Annotated in this window: 19 protein-coding genes and 2 pseudogenes; 11 read left to right on the top strand and 10 right to left on the bottom strand. The window is 63.2% G+C overall.

The genetic code is table 11. The annotated features are described in order from the left end of the window. Positions 1-80: 80 nt before the first annotated feature. From E5X88_RS21770 to rpsP, 6 genes are all read left to right on the top strand, one after another. Complete coding sequence (locus tag E5X88_RS21770) at positions 81-1,175, top strand: putative zinc-binding metallopeptidase (RefSeq protein WP_292164945.1); 1,095 nt, start codon at positions 81-83, stop codon at positions 1,173-1,175. 63 nt (positions 1,176-1,238) lie between these two features. Then, on the top strand, positions 1,239-1,838 hold the full coding sequence (locus E5X88_RS21765) for a DUF1236 domain-containing protein (RefSeq protein WP_292164943.1): 600 nt from the start codon (positions 1,239-1,241) through the stop codon (positions 1,836-1,838). A 167-nt stretch (positions 1,839-2,005) separates the two neighbouring features. Continuing rightward, positions 2,006-2,983: a CPBP family intramembrane glutamic endopeptidase gene (locus E5X88_RS21760; protein ID WP_292164941.1), complete on the top strand. Its 978-nt coding sequence runs from the start codon at positions 2,006-2,008 to the stop codon at positions 2,981-2,983. 290 nt (positions 2,984-3,273) lie between these two features. Beyond that, positions 3,274-4,884, top strand: a complete 1,611-nt coding sequence (gene ffh / locus E5X88_RS21755; protein WP_292164939.1) for a signal recognition particle protein — start codon at positions 3,274-3,276, stop codon at positions 4,882-4,884. A gap of 7 nt (positions 4,885-4,891) precedes the next feature. Next, positions 4,892-5,218 carry a chorismate mutase gene (locus E5X88_RS21750; RefSeq protein ID WP_292164937.1) on the top strand — a complete coding sequence of 109 codons (327 nt, stop codon included), beginning with the start codon at positions 4,892-4,894 and terminating at the stop codon, positions 5,216-5,218. A 110-nt stretch (positions 5,219-5,328) separates the two neighbouring features. Further along, on the top strand, positions 5,329-5,730 hold the full coding sequence (gene rpsP, locus E5X88_RS21745; protein WP_126036094.1) for a 30S ribosomal protein S16: 402 nt from the start codon (positions 5,329-5,331) through the stop codon (positions 5,728-5,730). 82 nt (positions 5,731-5,812) lie between these two features. On the opposite strand, the gene E5X88_RS21740 is transcribed toward rpsP, so the two are convergent. Both E5X88_RS21740 and E5X88_RS21735 read right to left on the bottom strand, forming a co-directional pair. Next, on the bottom strand, positions 5,813-6,076 hold the full coding sequence (locus E5X88_RS21740) for a YMGG-like glycine zipper-containing protein (RefSeq protein WP_292164934.1): 264 nt from the start codon (positions 6,074-6,076) through the stop codon (positions 5,813-5,815). 105 nt (positions 6,077-6,181) lie between these two features. Next, positions 6,182-6,580: pseudogene (locus tag E5X88_RS21735) on the bottom strand (DoxX family protein); the annotation flags it as partial. Between the two features lie 236 nt (positions 6,581-6,816). Here E5X88_RS21735 and E5X88_RS21730 point away from each other — a divergent pair. Next, positions 6,817-7,223: pseudogene (locus E5X88_RS21730) on the top strand (ACT domain-containing protein). Positions 7,224-7,226: 3 nt separating this feature from the next. Here E5X88_RS21730 and E5X88_RS21725 read toward each other — a convergent pair. From E5X88_RS21725 to E5X88_RS21715, 3 genes are all read right to left on the bottom strand, one after another. Continuing rightward, positions 7,227-7,679 (bottom strand): GNAT family N-acetyltransferase, encoded by a 453-nt coding sequence (locus E5X88_RS21725; RefSeq protein ID WP_292164932.1) that lies wholly within the window; start codon positions 7,677-7,679, stop codon positions 7,227-7,229. A 189-nt stretch (positions 7,680-7,868) separates the two neighbouring features. Then, positions 7,869-8,903, bottom strand: coding sequence for an aspartate-semialdehyde dehydrogenase (locus E5X88_RS21720; protein WP_292164930.1), 1,035 nt, complete (start codon positions 8,901-8,903; stop codon positions 7,869-7,871). A gap of 105 nt (positions 8,904-9,008) precedes the next feature. Beyond that, positions 9,009-9,320: a hypothetical protein gene (locus tag E5X88_RS21715; RefSeq protein ID WP_292164928.1), complete on the bottom strand. Its 312-nt coding sequence runs from the start codon at positions 9,318-9,320 to the stop codon at positions 9,009-9,011. 37 nt (positions 9,321-9,357) lie between these two features. Here E5X88_RS21715 and E5X88_RS21710 point away from each other — a divergent pair, with 37 nt between their 5' ends. Further along, the gene (locus E5X88_RS21710; protein ID WP_292164927.1) at positions 9,358-11,232 is read left to right on the top strand and encodes a DEAD/DEAH box helicase; all 1,875 of its coding nucleotides are present in this window, start codon (positions 9,358-9,360) and stop codon (positions 11,230-11,232) included. A gap of 13 nt (positions 11,233-11,245) precedes the next feature. On the opposite strand, the gene E5X88_RS21705 is transcribed toward E5X88_RS21710, so the two are convergent. Continuing rightward, complete coding sequence (locus E5X88_RS21705; protein WP_292164925.1) at positions 11,246-12,421, bottom strand: glycosyltransferase; 1,176 nt, start codon at positions 12,419-12,421, stop codon at positions 11,246-11,248. 408 nt (positions 12,422-12,829) lie between these two features. On the opposite strand from E5X88_RS21705, the gene E5X88_RS21700 reads away from it, so the two are divergent. Continuing rightward, positions 12,830-13,528, top strand: a complete 699-nt coding sequence (locus E5X88_RS21700) for a DUF805 domain-containing protein (protein WP_292164923.1) — start codon at positions 12,830-12,832, stop codon at positions 13,526-13,528. A 65-nt stretch (positions 13,529-13,593) separates the two neighbouring features. Continuing rightward, positions 13,594-14,265 (top strand): DUF805 domain-containing protein, encoded by a 672-nt coding sequence (locus E5X88_RS21695; RefSeq protein ID WP_292164922.1) that lies wholly within the window; start codon positions 13,594-13,596, stop codon positions 14,263-14,265. Here the strand turns inward: E5X88_RS21695 and E5X88_RS21690 are convergent. The 4 genes from E5X88_RS21690 to E5X88_RS21675 all read right to left on the bottom strand — a co-directional run bounded on the left by E5X88_RS21690 (position 14,255) and on the right by E5X88_RS21675 (position 16,670). Continuing rightward, positions 14,255-14,743 (bottom strand): GNAT family N-acetyltransferase, encoded by a 489-nt coding sequence (locus tag E5X88_RS21690; RefSeq protein WP_292164921.1) that lies wholly within the window; start codon positions 14,741-14,743, stop codon positions 14,255-14,257. The genes E5X88_RS21695 and E5X88_RS21690 overlap by 11 nt on opposite strands. A gap of 4 nt (positions 14,744-14,747) precedes the next feature. Continuing rightward, a complete protein-coding gene (gene leuB, locus E5X88_RS21685; protein ID WP_292164920.1) occupies positions 14,748-15,851 on the bottom strand; it encodes a 3-isopropylmalate dehydrogenase in 1,104 nt (367 codons plus the stop codon). 85 nt (positions 15,852-15,936) lie between these two features. Then, positions 15,937-16,287 (bottom strand): VOC family protein, encoded by a 351-nt coding sequence (locus E5X88_RS21680; protein ID WP_292164919.1) that lies wholly within the window; start codon positions 16,285-16,287, stop codon positions 15,937-15,939. Continuing rightward, the gene (locus E5X88_RS21675; RefSeq protein ID WP_292164918.1) at positions 16,284-16,670 is read right to left on the bottom strand and encodes a RidA family protein; all 387 of its coding nucleotides are present in this window, start codon (positions 16,668-16,670) and stop codon (positions 16,284-16,286) included. The genes E5X88_RS21680 and E5X88_RS21675 overlap by 4 nt, the downstream gene beginning before the upstream one ends. Before the next feature lie 311 nt (positions 16,671-16,981). Here E5X88_RS21675 and E5X88_RS21670 point away from each other — a divergent pair, with 311 nt between their 5' ends. Then, a complete protein-coding gene (locus E5X88_RS21670; protein ID WP_292164916.1) occupies positions 16,982-20,803 on the top strand; it encodes a tetratricopeptide repeat protein in 3,822 nt (1,273 codons plus the stop codon). Positions 20,804-20,942 lie beyond the last annotated feature (139 nt).

Raw genomic sequence — 20,942 nt, 5'->3', positions numbered from 1 at the left:
GCAGGAACGCTGGTTGCTCACAGGCGTTTGGGCGATGTGCCACTCCGCACCATATCCGCGCCTGATGATTTGAGACTGACATGAAGCTCTTCGATTGCCCGCATTGCGGCCACCGCCTCTATTTCGAGAACGCCCAGTGCCTGAACTGCGCCAGCTCCGTGCTCTACGATCCCCGGCATGGGCGCTTCGCGTTATCCGGCGCCGACGGCGTTTTCCAATGCACCAATGCCGACGAGTGCGCCTGCAACTGGATGGCGGAACCGGGCCATGCCTTCTGCCGCGCGTGCATGCTGAACCAATTGATCCCGGACCTTTCGGTCGATGGCAACCGCCGCCGCTGGATCCGTGTCGAAGCGGCAAAGAAGCGGGCCATCTATTCGCTGCTCGCCGCTGGACTGCCGGTCGCACCCAAGCAGAACGCCGGCGACGAGACCGGCCTCGCCTTCGACTTCCTCGCCGATCCGATCGGCGGTCCGGGCGGCGAGCGTATCCTGACCGGCCATGACAACGGCCTGATCACACTCAATGTCGCCGAAGCGGACTCGGCCGAGCGCGAAAAGCGGCGTGTCGAGATGGGCGAGAACTATCGCACTTTGCTCGGCCATTTCCGCCACGAGCTCGGCCACTATTACTGGGACCGCCTGATCCGTGACGACCCGCAACGGCTCGCCGCCTTCCGCGCACTGTTCGGCGACGAACGCGCCGATTACGAGCAGGCGCTGAAGAGCTACCATGCCAATGGCGCGCCGCCCGACTGGCAGCAGGGCCACATTTCGGCCTATGCCACGTCCCATCCCTGGGAGGACTGGGCCGAGACATGGGCGCACCATCTGCACATCACAGACACGCTGGAGATGGTGCATGCGCTGAATTTTCCGCTCGGCCGGCTGCAAACCGTGGAGGCCAACGACCTGCCGCGGGGCGACACCGGCGGCGAGTTGCAGCCGGCGCCGTCGGAACCTGCCGCCGTTCCTGAACCCTTCGAAAAGATCCTCGCCCGCTGGCTGGTGCTGTCGGAAGCCTCCAACTCGATCAACCGCTGCATGGGCCTGCCCGACCTCTATCCTTTCGTCATCTCGGAGGTGACCGCGCAAAAGCTGGCTTTCGTCCATGAACTCCTGACCGGTGTAGCGAAAGAATCTGGAATAAAACGTGAGCCGGCCGAGGCATTTTAGCCGGAACGCATGAGGCCTTGTTTCGTTTTCGTTCGCGAGGGATTACGAAAACGGAGCGAAATCATGAACCGCATACTGCTTCCTGCCGTTGCTGGAGCGCTTGTCGCCATGTCGGGCGCAGCCTTGGCCGAAACCGCCGTCTCGGCCGTCGCCGATCTCAACGTGCGCGCCGGCCCCGGCCCGCAATACCCGGTCATCGGCGTGCTCGCCGCCGGCCAGTCGGCAACGCTCGAGGGCTGCATCGAAAACAGCAAATGGTGCACCATAGCCGAGGCCAATGGCGAGGGCTGGATCTATTCCGATTACGTGACGGCCGATTTCGGCGGCAGTGAGGTCGTCCTGACCCGGCGCCCGGCCGACGCCGACATTGCCATCGTCGAGGCGCCCGCCGACAGCGAGTTTTCCGACACCTATACCGGCGCGATCGTCGCTGGCGAGCCGATCGAAACCATCAGACGGCCGCCGGCCGAAGTCCGTACCTATATCGACACGAACCGGCTCGACCCGGTCTATCTCGAGGGCGAGGTGGTTACGGGCGCGACCTTGCCCGATACCGTCGAGTTGCGCGAGATTCCGGACTATGACTACCGCTATGTCTATGTAAACGGCCAGCCGGCACTGGTCGATCCGGGCACCCGACGCATCATGTACGTCGAGCGCTGACGTCACCAACCAACAGGGCGGCCGGCGGGCACGTGCCACCGGCGGTCGCCGCCATCGGACATTGTCGTAACCCGAGTGATCCCGCATCGTTGCTCGGACGGGGTGATTGCGCGAAAGATGCCGATCACATAGATCATCCAAACCGAAGCACCAGCCTGTGAACCCGCGTGACGATCGATCCAGATGCCTTCGAGCGTTACCGGCGCTCTCCCAACGCCAAGACGACCTTGCCGCGCCTGTTGCTCGGAACGGCGATCGTCACCCTGTTCTGGGTCGCGACAACCATCGCGGTGCTGGTCGGCGGCACTTATTTCTTCGTTCTCTGGCAGGCATCCTCTGGCGCCCCGATAGTCGGAGGGGCGGTGCAGGATTTTATGGCAACGCCCACCGGGATCCTCGCCGCGCTCGCTTCCTTTGCCGGAATCTGGCTCGGCCTGTGGGCTGCCATGCGCTGGGTCCATCGCGAGCCGCTGATGGCGCTGATCGGCACCAGCCGCCGGGTTTCGCGCTCGGGATTCCTTAAGGGACTGGCTGCGGTGCTGCTGACATCGCTGCTCTCCGAGATCCTGCTCTATCTCTTGCAGCCCGACATTGCGCGCGGTGCGATCGGCGTGTCGTCGTGGCTGCTGTTCCTGATCCCGATCGTTGTGCTGACCCTGATGCAGATCTCGTCCGAGGAAGCGCTGTTCCGCGGCTATCTCTTGAGGGGCTTGGCCAACCGGTTTCAAAATCCCCTCATCTGGGCGCTGCTGCCGGGGCTTCTGTTCACTTCGATGCATTGGAGCCCAAGCTCGACGGCTGCCATCAACGCCTGCGTGCTGGCCTCGATCGCCGCCTTTGCGCTGCTGCTGACGCTTGTGGTCTATGCCACGGGCAATCTGGGTACTGCCTTCGGCGCCCATCTCGGCAACAACCTCACCGGTTTCCTGCTGATTTCGCACCAGCAAAGCTATAATTCGTTCGCCCTGTTCAACGCCAAGCCGCTCGAAGGCGCCGGCTGGACGACGCTTGATGCCGTCCTCATCGCGGCGATCGGCATCGTCTGCAGCCTGTTGACGATCCTGCTGCTGCTTCATCCGCGCTCGCCGCTGAAGGTCGAGCCGGATATTTCGCACCCCGGCGGATCAAGCTTGCCGGCCGATTAAGCCGTGTTTCAGCGACCGTATTCGGCCCGCACCTTGACTCCGCGGCCGATTTCCTGTCTACACGCCGCGAATTCCGCGACGAGTATCCCTCCGAGCAAGCCGACCAGGACGCCGAAACCTCTTTGAGGTGACGTGCTGTAAATCGATCCTGGAGGCCAACATCCGGCAGCGCTATGCGCCCCCGGGTGCTTTTTGGCTTTGGCTTTTGCCTGCACGGGCTTTTGCTTGGACACTGGGCGCGAACGCATTACCTCTCGGATCGAACCCGAACCGAGATTGAAGGAAGACAGATGTTTGAATCCCTTCAGGAGCGCCTTGGCTCCATCCTGAACGGCCTGACTGGCCGCGGTGCCCTGTCCGAGGCGGATGTCTCGGCGGCGCTGCGCGAGGTGCGCCGTGCGCTGCTCGAGGCCGACGTGGCGCTGGAAGTGGTGCGTTCCTTCACCGACAAGGTGCGCGAGAAGGCCGTCGGCGCCGCCGTGGTGAAGTCGATCAAGCCCGGCCAGATGGTCGTCAAGATCGTCCATGACGAGCTGGTCGACATGCTCGGCGCCGAGGGCGTCGCCATCGATCTCAATGCGCCGGCTCCGGTCGTCGTCATGATGGTCGGCCTGCAGGGCTCCGGCAAGACGACGACGTCCGCCAAGATCGCCAAGCGCCTCACCGAGCGTCAGAACAAGAAAGTCCTGATGGCCTCGCTCGACACGCGGCGCCCCGCCGCGCAGGAGCAACTCCGCCAGCTCGGCGAGCAGGTCAAGGTCGCCACGCTGCCAATCGTCGCCGGCCAGACGCCGGTCGACATCGCCCGCCGCGCCGTGCAGGCGGCAAAGCTCGGCGGCCATGATGTCGTCATCCTCGACACCGCCGGCCGCACCCACATCGACGAGCCGCTGATGGTCGAGATGGCCGACATCAAGAAGGTGTCGTCGCCGCACGAAATCCTTTTGGTCGCCGATTCGCTGACCGGCCAGGACGCCGTCAATCTGGCGAAAAGCTTCGATGAGCGCGTCGGCATCACCGGCCTGGTGCTGACCCGCATGGATGGCGACGGCCGTGGTGGTGCAGCACTCTCCATGCGCGCCGTCACCGGCAAGCCTATCAAGCTGATCGGTACGGGCGAGAAGATGGACGGGCTGGAGGAATTCCATCCCAAGCGCATCGCCGACCGCATCCTCGGCATGGGCGACATCATCAGCCTTGTCGAAAAGGCCGCCGAAAACATCAACGCCGAGCAGGCGGCGGCGATGGCCAAGAAGATGCAGTCGGGCAAGTTCGACCTGAACGACCTTGCCGGCCAGCTTCAGCAGATGTCGAAGATGGGCGGCATGGGCGGCATCATGGGCATGATGCCGGGCATGGGCAAGATGAAGGACCAGATGGCCGCCGCCGGTCTCGACGACAAGATGTTCGGCCGCCAGCTCGCCATCATATCGTCGATGACCAAGGCCGAGCGCGCCAACCCCGATATTCTGAAGCACTCGCGCAAGAAGCGCATCGCCGCCGGCTCCGGCACAGATGCGGCCGAGATCAACAAGCTGCTGAAGATGCACCGCGGCATGGCCGACATGATGAAGGCGATGGGCGGCAAGGGCAAAGGCGGTGGCCTCATGCGCGGCATGATGGGCGGCCTGGCCCAGAAGATGGGGCTCGGCGGCATGATGCCCGGTATGGGTGGTCCGGGCGGCATGATGGGCGGCGGCATGCCGGACCTGTCCAAGATGGACCCCAAGCAGCTCGAAGCCTTGCAGAAGCAGGCGCAGGCAGCCGGTCTCGGCGGCATGAAGGGCCTTCCCGGTGGCCTACCCGGGGGTGGCGGCCTGCCTGGGCTGCCCGGCGGCATGAAGCTTCCTGGTTTGCCGGGATCTGGCGGCGGCCTGCCGGGACTCGGCAAGAAGAAGTGAGGGCGCGATGAACGAAAAAAAGGACATGGCCGACGCACGTGCGGCGCTGGTCGACTACCGCGCCTCGATCGACAACATCGACGCAGCGCTCATCCACATGCTGGCTGAGCGTTTCCGCTGCACCAAGGCGGTCGGCGTACTGAAGGCGACGCATGGCCTGCCGCCGGCGGATCCGGCGCGCGAGCAGCAGCAGATCGCCCGCCTTCGCCAACTGGCGAGGGACGCGCATCTCGATCCGGATTTTGCGGAGAAATTCCTGAATTTCGTCGTCCGCGAAGTGATCCGGCATCACGAGCAGATCGCCGCATCCAACGGCGCAACGAAAACCGGCTGAGGACCAGTGCATGTCGCCCAAAAGTGCGCAGCGGTTTTGGGACAACGACATGCATAAGAACAACAGCCACAACCCCGACCAACGAAAATCAGAGTTTTAGGAGAAAAGAAATGCCACTGAAAATCCGACTGGCCCGTGCGGGCTCGAAGAAGCGTCCCTATTACCACGTCGTCGTCGCCGACGCCCGTTCGCCGCGCGACGGCCGTTTCATCGAGTCGCTCGGCTCGTGGAACCCGCTGCTGCCCAAGGACGGCGAGCGCGTCAAGGTCGACGCCGACCGCGTCAAGCATTGGCTCTCGCACGGCGCCCAGCCGACCGACCGCGTGCTGCGCTTCCTCGACGAGGCCGGCATCGCCAAGCGCGAAGCTCGCTCCAACCCGAAGAAGGCCGAGCCCGGCAAGAAGGCGCAGGAGCGTGCCGCCCTTCTGAAAAAGGCGCAGGAAGATGCAGCCGCCGCTGTTGCCGCAGCGGCAGCCGCGCCGGCCGAGGCGGAAGCCGCGACCGCCGAATAATTCGCTTTCTGTTCCCTACGCAAAACGGCGGGCGCCTTACCCGCCGTTTTGCTGTTTCGTCCGACTTATGACGCGGGGTCTATCAGTAACCTCGCGGGCAGCGGGCAACGTAGACGCGTCCGTAGCGGTCGCGGTAGCGGCACTGGCCGCTTTCACTGGCACGACCGATCAGCGCGCCAGCCACGGCGCCGACAGCGCCACCAATGACAGCACCTTCCACGGGATCGCCTGCCACGGCAGCGCCGACAGCCGCACCACCCAGGCCACCGACCGCCGCGCCCTTTTCCGTTTGCGAGCAGGCGCCGAGCGGCACCAGCAGGGCCATCAAAAGCATCGTCTTTCTCATTTGTCGTTCCTCCCGCACGGGAAACGCCTACTACCCGCCGTGCGTCGATAACGCGCGGATGCGAAATTTGATCCGTTTTGGGGAATAACGACGACCGTCAGCCGTGAAGGGGATCAGCGCGCGCACCCTGGGATCGCGCAGGAAAAGGCCACCCCACAGAATGACGCCGAGATAGACGCCGAACAGTGTATGCGAGAACAGCGGGCTGCCGAGGCGCGCATGGGTCGCGATGGCGCCACCGAGATAGAAGGTGAGCAGGATGGCGCCGAGCACCGAGGTGCGCGGGACCGCATAGAGCGCGGTCGAGACCAGCCCGATGATACCGAGCATGCGCGAGACATCGGCATCGGCCGGCCAGCCGAGCTGCACCATGGTCTGGGTAACGATATCGAGCGGCGGCAGCTTTATGACGCCGTCGAAGATCATGAACAGCACGATGAGGGCGCTGAGCCCACGGCCTGCCCACAGCGCGCCTGGCGTGATGGATGCTTGAGAAATGGTCATTGGTGTTCCCTTCGGCTGTTTCGAGCACTGGCTCTCTTCGCCAGGACCCGAACCAAGGACGCAGCGTAAGGCGACTATCCGACACGTCCGGTTTGTTTTTCACGCTGGTGGAATGCCGATCCATCCGTTGCCTTGCAGGGAAAGGGTTGAGCGCGGTATCGAAGGTTCGTGCGGCCGAAGAGCATAGGCGCTCGCCACAATCACCGTCTGACCCGCGTAACATCCGGAACCAAGCAATGGCCGGCGAGACCGATCTGAAGAAACTTCTGGCAATGATGACGCCGGAATTGCATCCCGGCGTCCATGTCTTCGTCACGCTGCCGCCTGACGCGCTGGCGCCTCACTCTCTCGATCCGGTGATGCTGTTTCGCGAGCGCGAGGGCACGACGCTGATCGTGCGTGAAGAGGAAGCCAGGGCCACTGGCCTGGAAGCCGTGTTCCCTGCCGGATGGTGACGCTGAACATCCATTCGTCGCTGGAAGCGGTGGGCTTCCTCGCCGCCATCACCACGCGTCTGGCCGCTGCCGGCATGGGCGTCAATCCGGTCTCGGCCTTCTATCATGACCATCTGTTCGTCCCCGCCGACCGGGCGGAGGAGGCGATGGATGTGCTGCGGAAACTCGCGGTGGAGAGCACCGACTGAAGGTCAGCGCCTTCGGACATAAAAAATATCCGGCAGGCCCTCTTCATTGTTCGTGCCGCTGCGGAGAGCTCCCACGCGAAAGCCATGGCGCTCATAGAAGCGCCGGGCACCGGTGTTGGACTGAAAACAGTACAGTTTCACGACCGGCAAACCGACTGTCGCCTCCGTCAGCAGCCGGCTGCCGATGCCTCGCCCTGTCCAGGCGGGGTCGAGATAGAGCTGTTCCACCCACTCGCCGCTGACGGCGATGAAGCCGGCAATATTCCCGCCAGCCTCGGCGACCGTGACGTGTTGCTGCTGCAACACCACACCGCTGATGAAAGCCAGGTCCTCAGGCGGCGTGTGCATGACCGGCATCCAGTCGAACGACGCAAGCGCCGCCCGCATGATATTCGCAATGACGCCTGCATCCGAACTCATGGCCGGACGCAGCACGACTTTGGCGTCAATGCTCATACTATAAGCCCCGCGACTGCGGGCCGCCGGTCGCCGGCGCCCCTGCGGAGAGCCAGCCGCGATAGCGGCGGTGTGGCCCGGGAGCGAAACCACGGCCAAAGGCCAAGCTCGCGACTGCGGGCCGCCGGTCGTCCGGCGCCCCCGCGGAGGGCCAGCCGCGGTAGCGGCGGTGCGGCCCGTGAGCGAAAATTATGCCGCCTTCTTCTTCGGCTGGATCAGCCCGCGCTCGATCAGCAATTCGGCGATCTGCACGGCGTTGAGTGCGGCGCCCTTGCGCAGATTATCGGAGACGATCCACATCGACAGGCCGTTGTCGATGGTCGAATCCTCACGGATGCGCGAGATGAAGGTGGCATCCTCGCCGGCCGATTCCAGCGGCGTGATGTAGCCGCCGTCCTCGCGCTTGTCGAGCACCTGGCAGCCAGGGGCGTCCCGAAGAATATCCCGCGCCTCGTCGGCTGTGATCGGCTTTTCGAACTCGATGTTGACGGCTTCCGAATGGCCGATGAACACCGGCACGCGCACGCAGGTCGCCGTCAGCTTGATCTTGGGATCGAGCATCTTCTTGGTCTCGGCCACCATCTTCCACTCTTCCTTGGTGAAGCCGTCGTCGAGGAAGACGTCGATATGCGGGATGACGTTGAAGGCGATGCGCTTGGTGAACTTCTTGACGTCGACCTGGTCGGCGACGAACACGGCCCGCGTCTGCGTGAACAGTTCGTCCATGCCTTCCTTGCCGGCGCCCGACACCGACTGGTAGGTGGCGACGACGACACGCTTGATGGTGGCGAAGTCATGCAGCGGCTTCAGCGCCACGACGAGCTGGGCCGTCGAGCAATTCGGATTGGCGATGATGTTCTTGCGCGTGAACAGGGAAATCGCGTCCGGGTTCACTTCCGGCACGATCAGCGGCACGTCCTGGTCGTAGCGGAAGGCCGATGAATTATCGATGACGACGCAGCCCTGCTTTCCGATCTTCGGCGACCATTCCTTCGAGACGTTGCCGCCGGCCGACATGATGCAGATGTCGGTGTCGGAAAAATCATATTGGTCGAGCGCCCTGACCTTCAGTGTGCGGTCGCCGAACGACACTTCCGTGCCCTGGCTGCGCCGCGAGGCCAGCGCCACCACCTCGCTCACCGGAAAGCCGCGCTCTTCCAGTATATTGAGCATTTCCCGGCCCACATTGCCCGTGGCGCCGACGACTGCAACTTTGAAACTCATCGAAATCTCCTGTCCTCTCCGCTCGGTTTTTGGAGAAAACCCGCTGGCCGAAGCGGGTTTCAACCCCCGGGCCGGACCCGGGAGAGGGTGGTTAGGCCAAGGGAATCAGACCGTTTTAGTGGTCGTTTTGCCGGTTTCTTTGACCAAGAATGGGGTTTTGCTGAAACGAGGAGACGCGCCGACGCGCCCGGCCCAATGGTTTGCATTGCGGCCAGGGTAGTCGAATGCAAGAAGCGCCATCAAAAGGCCGCGCATCGAAAACTGTCCCGTTCGGTGCCGGCTTTTACGCGCTTTGCGTAAAGAGTCAATCGCGACGAGGCGAGACGGCTTGCCCTGTACAATGGCGGCGGCGCGAAGTACGAACGACAGGATCGTTTGGCTCGTGGCGCTCCTGGCGCTCGCCGACGGATGACCCATTGCCGGGCATAAAGTATCCGAATTCCGAAAGAGTAATATGTCCAATTTCGAAGCTATCGTTCCTGCGCTGGCAAAGGCGCTGGAAAAACGCGGCTATGTCGATCTGACGCCGGTGCAGAAGGCGGTTCTGGCCCCTGGGCTCGGCCAGGCCGATGCACTGGTTTCGGCGCAGACCGGCTCAGGCAAGACAGTCGCCTTCGGCCTAGCCTTGGCGCCGACCCTTCTCGATGGCGCGGAGCGCTTTTCTCACGCCGCGGCACCCCTGGCGCTGGCCGTGGCGCCAACGCGGGAACTCGCCCTGCAGGTGACACGCGAGCTGGAATGGCTTTACGAACTGACCGGCGCGACCGTGGCGTCCTGCGTCGGCGGCATGGACATGCGCACCGAGCGGCGCGCGCTGGAACGCGGCGCCCATATCGTCGTCGGCACGCCCGGCCGGCTGCGCGACCACATCACTCGGCACTCGCTCGACATGTCTGAACTGAAGGCAGTCGTGCTCGACGAGGCCGACGAGATGCTCGACCTCGGCTTTCGCGAGGATCTGGAATTCATTCTCGACGCCGCTCCGGCCGAGCGCCGCACCTTGATGTTTTCGGCCACCGTGCCGCGCTCCATCGCCACTCTGGCCCAGGGCTACCAGCGCAACGCCGTGCGCATCTCGGCCGCTGGCGAGGAGAAGCAGCATCTCGACATCGAATACCGGGCGCTGAGCGTAGCCCAGGCCGACCGGGAAAACGCCATCATCAACGTGCTGCGCTATTACGAGGCGAAGAACGCGCTGGTGTTCTGCAACACCCGCGCTGCCGTCAACCACCTGACCGCGCGCTTCAACAACCGCAATTTTTCCGTCGTGGCGCTCTCGGGTGAGCTGAGCCAGAACGAGCGCAGCCACGCGCTGCAGGCGATGCGCGACGGCCGCGCAAAAGTCTGCATCGCCACCGACGTGGCGGCACGCGGCATCGACCTGCCCAACCTCGAACTGGTGATCCACGCCGACCTGCCGACCAATCCTGAGACGCTTCTGCACCGGAGCGGTCGGACCGGACGCGCGGGACGCAAAGGCGTCAGCGCGCTGATCGTGCCCAACAACGCCCGCAGGCGCACCGAACGGCTGCTGCAAAGTGCCGGCCTTGCGGCGACATGGGCAAGCCCGCCTTCGGCCGACGACGTCCTGCGGCGCGACGACGAGCGTATTCTTGCCGACCCGGTCTTCAGCGAACCTGTGACGGACGAGGAGCGCGACTTCGTAAGCACGCTTCTCGACCAACGTGGCGCCGAACTGGTGGCGGCGGCCTTCGTGCGTCTCTGCCGCTCCAGCCGCTCGGCGCCCGAGGATCTCCTCGACGTCGCTCCGTTCACGCCGTCGGGCGACAGGCCCTCTGGCGATAGATCCGCCCGTCGCGACGAGGCGCCAAGCCGCCGCGATGATTTCGGCGACAGCGTCTGGTTCTCGCTGTCGGTGGGACGCCGGCAGAATGCCGAGCCGCGCTGGCTGATCCCGATGCTGTGCCGCACCGGCGGCATCACCAAGCTCGAGATCGGCGCCATCAAGATGCAGCCGGAAGAAACCTTCGTGCAGATATCAGCCGATTGGGCCGATCGCTTCCTCGCCGCGATCGGCCCCGACCGCAAGCTGCAGAACAACATCGCGGTGAAGCGGCTGGACGGCACGCCCGACCTGTCGCGGGCGGGCTATCAGGAGCCACGGCCGGACAAGAAGCCGCATCGTGGCAAGCGGACGTTCGACCAGAACGCGCCCAAGCCGAAATTCGAAAAGCGCCCGCCATCCCCAGGCGACCAGCGTCCCGCCGGGGCATTCGAGGCAAAGCCTTGGGCGAAAAAGCCGGGCAAGCCGAAATTCGAAGCCGGTGGCGCGCCGAAGCACAAGAAGGTGAAGACGCGGCCTTCGTAGAGCGGCCTTGCGGTCACGGCGCTCGATTTTTGGAGCGGCAGCTCGCCGCGCTGGTCTGCAGGCCGGCCTTGATGGTGGCCCAGCTTGCCGAAGTCGGCGTCGGCCGATGTTGCTTCGCGATGCGGTCCACCAGCGAGGAACGCCACGCCATATCTTCCGCCATCCTGCGGATGGCGGCGTACCAACCCGCCTGATCATTGGAATCGATCGCCGGCATCAGACCTCCGGTCGCCTCGATCAGCGATGGCGTTGTCGAGACGATGACCGGAATACCGAAATCGAGACATTCCGAGGCTCCGTAGCCCCATCCCTCGATATGCGACGGGAAGACGCCGAAGGAAGCACTGCGATAGTATTGGATGAGCTCCTCATCGCTGACCAGCCCGGTGAACGTGATCGACTGGAGCAGGCCTGGATGAGCCTTGAGATAGGCGCGCAACGGCTCGATCATCCAGCCCCAGCGCCCGGCGCAGACAAGTTTCGGCAGCTTGACGCCTTCTTCGAGTGCCTGCTGCCATATCCGCGCCAGCAGGATGTGGTTCTTGCGCACTTCAATGGTCGAGCAATAGAGCACGAACGGCTCGCCAGCCTCGATGCGAAAGGTCGCGCCCATACGGGAAGCGGTCTCGTGCAGGATGGATGGCATCGGAAACCGATACACCACCGGCGGGGCGATGCCGGCCTCACGCATATGATCGGTGAGCGTGGCACCGACCGCGTCGGAGGCGCAGAACGCTGGCGCGCCCGAGCGTACGAGCTGCTCGAGATAGGACCCGTAGCGGCCCTCGCCGGTGTCCACACCGAGGAGGTCAGGACGCAATACCGGGATAAGATCATGGCAGAGGAAGGCGAGGTCACCGGCGACTCCCGAGACCGCCGACCGGTCGTCCTGCGTGAGGATGCGCTGGCTGATCAGCACAAGGCTCCGTTCAGCCCCAGCGGCTTGGCTCGGAACACCCTGGCGCAAGCCCAACCGAGCCCGCGCCCGCTGGTACAGACGATAGGCGCGGATCAGCAGCCTGACCGCATGAAAATTGAACCCGCCTTTGCCGTTGGTCACCGTCCTGGCAAGGTGGCAGTCGGCGTCGCGCTTGCCCCACGGATGTTGCCTCACCGCCTCGAAGGACTGCGCCAGCGCCGTGCTTCTTCCCGACCATCGTTTGGCGCGATGAGGTGGAACTTCACCCATCGCGACATGCTCCTGTTCAAATGGGGCAAGAGGTCGAAACCGGCCGGACCTGAACGCCACCACCTCCACGCAAGGGTCGGGATCCGCCAACGCCGCGTTGATGAGAAAGCTCTCTACCCGCGGAACGCCTGCCAGACCCTTGCCGGGTGGCCAGTACATAAGGCCGGTGGCGTCGATGGCCAGTATCGGGGGAACTACAGGGACCAGCGTCGGGGGCCTTGTGATCTCGCCATCCTCGGTCCTGGCATCAGATCGCTCGATTGTCATTGTCTGCTTTGGGGCGAAGGCGGTTGCTCCTTATGCCTTATCCTTCATTTGTTGCGAAGACGGTAGCCACGTTGCACGGCCTTGCCCGCGGGATCGCTCCTGTGTCACACCTTGGCCGGTACGTGGCGAGCGGGGTGGCGGATGCGCGGCGAAGTGCTTCACTACGACGAGGACCAGGGCTTCGGTTTCATCGCCGGAGCCGACGGCAACCACTACACGTTCGCGCGCGAGGATCTGCGCCGGGAAGTGTCGATGACCAAGGGCACGCTCGTCGAGTTCCAGCCGGCTGGCGGACGGGGACGCGACGTTTTTCCAGCCCGCGCCCAAACCGCCAGTCCGCCGGCCGACGCCCCGTCTCAAGCCAGCAATGTACCCGGGGCACGTCAGCCGCAACATTTCGGCCGTTCCGCGGAAAGGAGTCCCGTCACGGCTGCTACCGGATTGTGGGATTATTTTTGGCGCGGCCTGACCGGGAATTACTTCAACTTCGCCCACCGTGCCCGCCGCAAAGAATATTGGGGCTATTGCCTGTTCTGGACGATCGCGCTGATCGTAGTCGTCGGCATTGGCTTCTTCATCGACGACGCCATGAGCAATTTTGACGAATTGCCGACAGTGACGGTCGGCCTTTGCGGTGTGTTTGTATTGGCGACAATCCCGCCATGGATCGGACTGAACGTGCGTCGCTTGCACGACATCGGCTTGACCGGCTGGCTTTTTCTGGTGGTGCTTATCCCGACCATCGGCTGGCTGATCATCCTGGTCTTCGCGCTGGTCCCGACGCAGGCCCGTGAAAATCAGTGGGGTCCGGTGCCGGCAGGTGTCAACCATCTATCTTAAAAGTGTATCTTGCAACGTGATACAACTCTAGATAGCATATAGGCGGTGCGATTTAGGGGAAACCAATGCGCGGCACAGAGTTCCACTACGACGAGGGTCAAGACTTCGGTTACATCAACGGAGTGGACGGCAAGCGCTATATCTTCGCGCGTGAAGACCTGAGCCAGGACGTGGCGCTGGTCAGGGGCGCGCTCGTCGAGTTCCGGCCGGACGATGGAACGGCGCGCGACATCGTCGCGGCCTCACCGGCTGGCGATATGTCGCCGTCACGCGCCGGTCAGCTACGGCAGCCTGTGCGTTTCGCCGAAGATCGGCCCGCCGCCGGTTCTACAGGACTGTGGGCTTACTTCCAGCGCGCGGTAAGCGAGGACTATCACAATTTCAGCGGACGCGCCCGCCGCAAGGAATTCTGGGCCTTTTGGCTGTTTTGGGCCATCATGTTTGTCGCGCTTTTTGGCTTTGGCATACTGCTCAACCTAGCCATCAACGGTTTCGGCTACGACGCGGGCAGGACGGAGATAGGGTTCGTTCCCGCCCTCTTTTTTGTGCTGCTAACCATCCTGCCGTCGATTGCGCTCACGGTACGGCGCCTGCACGATATCGGCCTGAGCGGCTGGCTTGTCCTGTTCTGCTACGCTCCGGCTGTTGGTGGCTTGGCCGTTCTGGTCTTCGGGCTTATCCCGTCTCAGGTAGGCGAAAACCCTTGGGGTGCGGTGCCGGCCGGCGTCAAGATCTAGCTGGGATCGCCTTCAGGGCTTCGCCCGAAAGCCTGAGAAAGACCTTCTGGTCGTGGCGCTCGGCACCAAGCCCGTCGTAGAATCGCAGCGCACCCTCGTTCCAGTCCTCGGTGGTCAGGTCGATGCGGCCGATGCCTTCGCGCGGGCAATGGCTGGCGAGGAACGCCATCAGCGCCCGGCCGACACCGGCGTTGCGGGCATTCTCGCGCACGAACAGGTCCTTGAGAAACAGCAGCCGCTCAAGATCAATGCCGGGATGTGCGATCGCAACCGAGGCAAGCCCGCAAACCTCGCCTTTGGCGAAAGCGAGCGCAAAATGCGGATAGGCCGGGCTTTCCTGGCCAAGCCATTTCTCCGCCGCCGACAGAGCCCGATCCGCTTCGAGAGGCGGCTGCCGGTAGTGTACGGCCATCTCGCGCAGCATGACGGCAAGCGCTGCCGCATCCCCGGCCGTCGCCCAGCGGACGTCGACCGCCACAAGCTCAGCCCAGGAACTTCGCGATGATCGCGTCACCCATCTGAACCGTGCCAACCTCGATCATCCCATCGGACAGGATGTCCCTGGTACGCAGACCCTCGTCGAGCACGGCGGCGATGGCGCTTTCCAGACGGTCAGCTTCAGCCACCATGCCGAAGGAATAGCGCAGGCACATGGCGAAGGAGGCGATCATGGCGATCGGGTTGGCGATGCCCTTGTCGGCGATGTCGGGCGCCGAGCCGTGCACCGGCTCGTAAAGCGCCTTGCGCTTCTTGGTCTTCACATCCGGCGCGCCGAGAGACGCTGAAGGCAGCATGCCGATCGAGCCGGTCAGCATGGCGGCGATGTCGGAGAGCATGTCGCCGAACAGATTGTCGGTGACGATGACGTCGAACTGCTTGGGCCAGCGGACCAGCTGCATGCCGCCGGCATCGGCCAGCATGTGGTCGAGCTTGACGTCGGCATATCTAGCCTTGTGGGTCTGTGTGACGACCTCATTCCACAACACGCCTGACTTCATGACGTTGCGCTTTTCCATGGAGGTCACATGGTTGCGGCGTGTCCGCGCCAGCTCGAAGGCGACGCCCGAGATGCGCTCGATCTCGAACGTATCGTAGACCTGCGTGTCGATGCCGCGCTTCTGGCCATTGCCAAGATCGATGATCTGCTTCGGCTCGCCAAAATAGACGCCGCCGGTGAGCTCGCGCACGATCAGAATGTCGAGCCCCTCGACCACCTCCTGCTTGAGCGAGGAGGACGCCGCCAGCGCCGGATAGCAGATGGCGGGTCTGAGATTGGCGAACAGCTCCATGTCCTTGCGCAGCCGCAGCAGTCCGGCTTCCGGGCGCACTTCATAAGGCACCGCATCCCATTTCGGCCCGCCGACGGCGCCGAACAGCACCGCGTCGGCGGCCATCGCCTTGGCCATGTCGGCATCGGAAATCGCCGCGCCATGCACGTCATAGGCGCAGCCGCCGACCAGCCCCTCGTCGGTGACGAAATCGCTGCCGAGCTTGTCGTTCATGGCTGATATCAGCTTCTTCACCTCGGCCATGGCCTCGGGGCCGATGCCGTCGCCGGCGAGCAGGAGAAGATTTTTCGAAGCCATCAGAACCGTCCCGGAAAATGTTTTGAACCGCGGCCTTGCTAAACGCCAAGCGATTTCTGCGCAAGCCTGCGCGTCATGACCGCTATCATCTGTGCGAGAGAATGTTGACCAGCCGTCCGTACGGATCGCGCACAAAGAATCGCCGTACGCCCCAGGGTTCGTCGGCCGGCCCATATTCGATGGCAAAGCCGGCGGTCTTCATCGCTTTGAGCGCCGCATCGACGTCATCGACTTCGATCGACAGATCCGGCACCGGCGTGCCGGAGCCGCCCTCGGCCATGAAGCTGACCTGCACGGTCATTGTCTCTTGCGAGCCATAGGTGGCGATCCAGCCAAGATCCATCTTGAGATCGAGGCCGAGCACATCCTGATAGAAGCGCTTGGCCGCTGCAACGTCCTGCGTGTCTATGTTTGCAACGATGCGCCGGACTTTCATCGGGCCGCCCGCCGCAGCGCCGTGACTTCGATCTCGATCTTCATTTCCAGTTTGTTCAACTGGCATACGATCATCGTCGCCGCCGGCCTGATCTCGCCAAAGGCCTCGCCGAGGATCGGAAAGACGATATCCACGAAAGCCTGGTCGGTGATGTAGTAATGCGCCCGCACCACATCGGCCATCTCGAAACCGCCATCCTGCAATGCCTTGCCGATGGTGGCCAGGCAATTGCGCGTCTGCGCCTCGACCGTCTCCGGCATGGTCATCGTCGCATAGTCGTAGCCGGTCGTTCCGGAAACGAAACACCAGTCGCCCTGCACTACGGCGCGCGAATAGCCGGCGGTTTTTTCGAAAGGCGAACCGGTGGAGATGAGTTTACGCATGGTGCCTCGCAGTGGTTGTGAGTATTTTGCAGGGAAGACGCCGGTCCCGCCATGGGCCAACACAGATGGATAGGCGGTGCAATATCTTTGATGTCGGCGGGACGGCCCCTCTGCCGGGCGTTCGTCGTTCGGAAAGCCAGGCAATTGACTTCCCCTTCGCTACACGGACCACTCCTTAGCCCCGCAAGGGGGAGGTCGGCAGCTTCGACGGCCACTGCAATTTCTGCTTGCATTAAGGAACAAAAACAGAACTATATAGGATAGGTATCCGCGAGGGCAGTCGCAGTAACTCCGGGGGGAGGATCAGAACCATGTCATGCCGCACCGACGCGCTGGCGCGCGCATTTGTTGCAGGGGTTTTGCGCGTGCCGCTGTTGGCGCTGGTCCTCGCGGGGATTGTGGTGCTTGGCGGAATGAGCAGTTCGGTATACGCCGCCGGCAAGGATTATGCTGCCTGTTTCAGCGAGGGCAAGGTCGGTGCCGACCAGCAGATCGCCGCTTGCACCGCTATTGCCGAGGACAGCAAGGAGATCCCCGATCTGCGCGTGAATGCTTATTTCGTGCGCGGCCTGGCCTACACCCAGAAGAACGATATCGACCATGTCATCGCCGATATGACCGAGGTGGTCGCGCTCGATCCGACTTACATGCGCGCTTTTACCAATCGCGCCATTGCCTGGGAGGACAAAGGGGACTTCGATCGAGCCGTTGCGGACTATACGCGCGCGATCGCGCTCACACCGGACGATGCCGGCCTCTACGTCAATCGCGCCAGGGCACTCGGCAAGAAAGGCGAGCACGATCGCGCCATTGTCGATTGCGACAAGGCGATCGACATCGACCCTGCCAACGAGATGGCCTATGGCGTGCGCGGCATTGCCTGGGAAGACAAGGGCGATGCGGTGCGGGCCCAGGCCGATTACGACAAGGCAGAGAGCGTGCGAACGGACCCTGTCATGCCTTACCATGACCGCGCCCTGTCATGGATCGCCAAGGGCGAGCGCAAGCGCGCCGAAGCCGACTGCAAGCATATTGCCGGGGTCGACGTAGACAAGGGGCGCGATTGCGCGCGTCTGATTGTCGAGGCTTTGGGTAAGCCGAACGGCGGCATCCGCGGTGGCGGCTCAAGCGCCGCTTCCGCTCAAAATGCGGGCGGAGTGGAATGGCAGAATAAGGGTGACCATACCCGCGCCATTGCCGCGTTCGACGAGGCGATCCGGCTTGACCCGGCAAATTCCACTTTCTACTTTAACCGCGCCAAGAGCTGGGGCTTAAAGAAAGACTATGCGCGCGCTCTTGCCGATCTGGATGAAGTCGTCCGCCGCGACCCGGCCGACGCCCAGGCTTACCGAGTACGCGGCATGACGATGGCCCGGATCGGCAATTCAAAGGAGGCATTTGCCGATCTCGACAAAGCTATCTCTTTGAAGCCGACCGATCCAAGGTCGTACTTTGTCCGGGCCCTTGTCTGGGAGGCGAGCGATCCGGACAAAGCAATCGCCGATCTGGACCAAGCCATCGCGCTCGATCCAAGCAACGCAGATTACCGCAAGGAAAGGCTAAGCGTCCAACTCGACAAGCGCAGGGTAAGTCCGAAAACCGCGCAAGCTACCGACCCTGCGGCCAGCCCGGCTTATGGTGCAGGCGGAGCCGCCGACGCGCCGGCCGCGCCACAAGCGGCCAAGCCAGCCGCACCTCCCGCATACGAGCCGCTGCAACTCTACCCCAAGAAGGAGGATCATTCCGATCTCGTTGCCTGGAATCTGAAACGAGGGTTGGAGCAACAGGTCCAGGGGGACGTCGGCGGCGCAATCGATACCTTCAGCTTTGCGATCCAGCTCGACCCCTACAACGCCGAAGCCTTTTACAACCGGGCGCTTGCCGAAGCGTCACAAGGGAACGACGCCCTTGCCGCCGCCGACTGCAGGCGCGCCGTCGACCTCGACCCGAAGCGGGCGGGTTCCTGCAACGAACACGCGCCGGACGAACCAGCCCAGTCGGCCGCCGGGAAGATAAGGGACCCAGCGGCTGCAAAAGTCCTGATCGAGCGCGCCGAGGCGCGACTTGCAGAATTTAGCAGCGGCGGCGCGCTTCTCGATCTGGCAAAGGCCATCAGCCTCGACCCGGACAATGCCGATGCCTATCTCGTCCGCAGCCGCGCGCGGGCGTTGAATGGCGACGAGGCCGGGGCCGCAGCGGATTGCCGGCGCACCATCGAACTCGATCCGAAGCGGGCGGGAGCCTGCGGCGAACAGGTTGCCGGCGGTGAGCGCGGACTGACCCCGCAGCCGGACAGGCAACAGGCGAAGCCACAAGCGCCCACTCCAGTTATCATGGCCACGGACGACACGCTGGCGGCAAAGGCCTTGGAGGCGAAGGACCCGCGCGCGCTGGAAGCGGTGCTTGGCGGTGATGCCTTCCTGGACATGGGCAAATACGACGAGGCGATCGGCGCATATGATCAGGTGATCGCGCTCGATCCCAACAACCGCTTCGGCTATTTCGGCCGCGGCAGGGCCTGGACCGCCAAACTCGACTACAGCAGAGGGATCGCCGATTACGACAAGGTCATCCAGCTCGCTCCCAATTTCGCCGCGGCCTATTTTCGCCGCGGTCTCGCCAAGGTGACTTCCGACGACGCCGATGGCGCTCTCGCCGATTGCGACCGGGCCGCAACGCTCGAGCCGAAGGTGCGCGACGCTCACTATTGCCGGGGCATGGCGTGGCACGCCAAGGGCGACGCAGGGCGCGCAATCGCCGCCTATTCGGTGGCAATCGGGATCGATGCGAAGGATGACGCCAGCTATTACGCGCGCGGCATGGCGCGGGCCGACCAGAAGGACTATGACGGCGCCATCGCCGACTTCGACCAGGCCATAAAGCTCAACCCTGGCAATCCAGACTATGCGGTCGCCCGCAAGGCGACGGTGGCTGCGCTGGCAAAAGGTGGTGGCGCGCCGGACGCCGTCGGCTCGGACCCGAAAAACCTCAAGGCTTTCATCGATCGCGGCGATGCCTTCTACGACAAAGGCAAATACGATCGCGCCATCGCCGAATACAGCAAGGCGATTGCGCTCGATCCGAGAAAAGCCTCGGCCTATGTCGGCCGCGGCACGTCGCTTGTCGGGAAGGGCATGTATGATGCAGCCATCAGCGACTTCGGCAAGGTGATCGAACTCTATCCCGGCTATCTGGACGCTTATCTCGGCCGCGCCGTCGCGTGGACCAACAAGAACGAACTGGATCGCGCCATCACCGACTACAGCCTCGTGATCGAACTCAAACCGCAATATGCGCCTGCTTATTTTGCGCGTGGCAGCGTCTGGTTCACCAAGGGCGACTACGACCCGGCGATTGCCGACTTCGACCAGGCGCTGAAACTCGATCCAAAGATCGCCCCCGCCCGCAAGGGCCGCAAGTTGGCGATGGTGGCAAGAGACGAAGCGAACGCATCGAAGATGCCGGGCAAGGCCGCTGGCCGGGCTGGCGAGCAAGCGACCAGACCGAGTTGGACTTCGCTGGCCGCGCAGACGTTCAACAAGGGTCGAGCGCTGTATGGAAAGGACGACTATGACGGCGCCATAGCCCTTTACGACAAGGCGATTGCGCTCTTTCCGGCATTCCATGATGCCTATCTGGCCCGCGCCATGTCATGGGAGGCCAAGGGCGATTACGCTCATGCCGTGGCTGATTACAGCCAAGCGATCGCGCTCAACCCGAATTTTGCCGATACCTATTATGACCGCGGCCAGAACCGCGGTTTCCAGGGAGATTACGACGGGGCGCTTGCGGATTACGAGAAGGCCATCACTCTCAATACCAAGGACGCAAGGGTCTATGCCGATCGGGGTCTCATATGGATGGGCAGACATGAGGACGCCGCAGCACTGCGCGATTTCGAAAGGGCGCTCAGCCTCGATCGCAAAAACCCCTTTGCCTATTTGGGCCGGGGCGTGATTCGGACCAGCAAAGCGGACTATGACGGGGCCATCGCCGATTTAAGCCAGACGATAAAGCTCAAACCGGATTTCGCCGCCGCCTATAAAGTGCGAAGCAGAGCGTGGGACGCCAAGGGCAACCACAAGCGTGCCGAGGCCGACCGCAAAAAGGCATTGAGCCTCGGAGCGAAGTAAGGCTTGGCTTTCCGAACGACGAACGCCCGGAGCGGCAGCGAAGGGCTGAGGCCGGCAGGTTGGAGGCGGTGGAAAGGACCACGACAAACTGCTTTTTCCAGCAGCCGTGCCACTAAATTGGGCCGAGGTCGCGATATGG

Origin of the sequence: Mesorhizobium sp., assembly GCF_004962245.1 — a bacterium.
Classification (GTDB): domain Bacteria; phylum Pseudomonadota; class Alphaproteobacteria; order Rhizobiales; family Rhizobiaceae; genus Mesorhizobium.
This window is presented reverse-complemented; position numbering and strand designations above follow the sequence as displayed.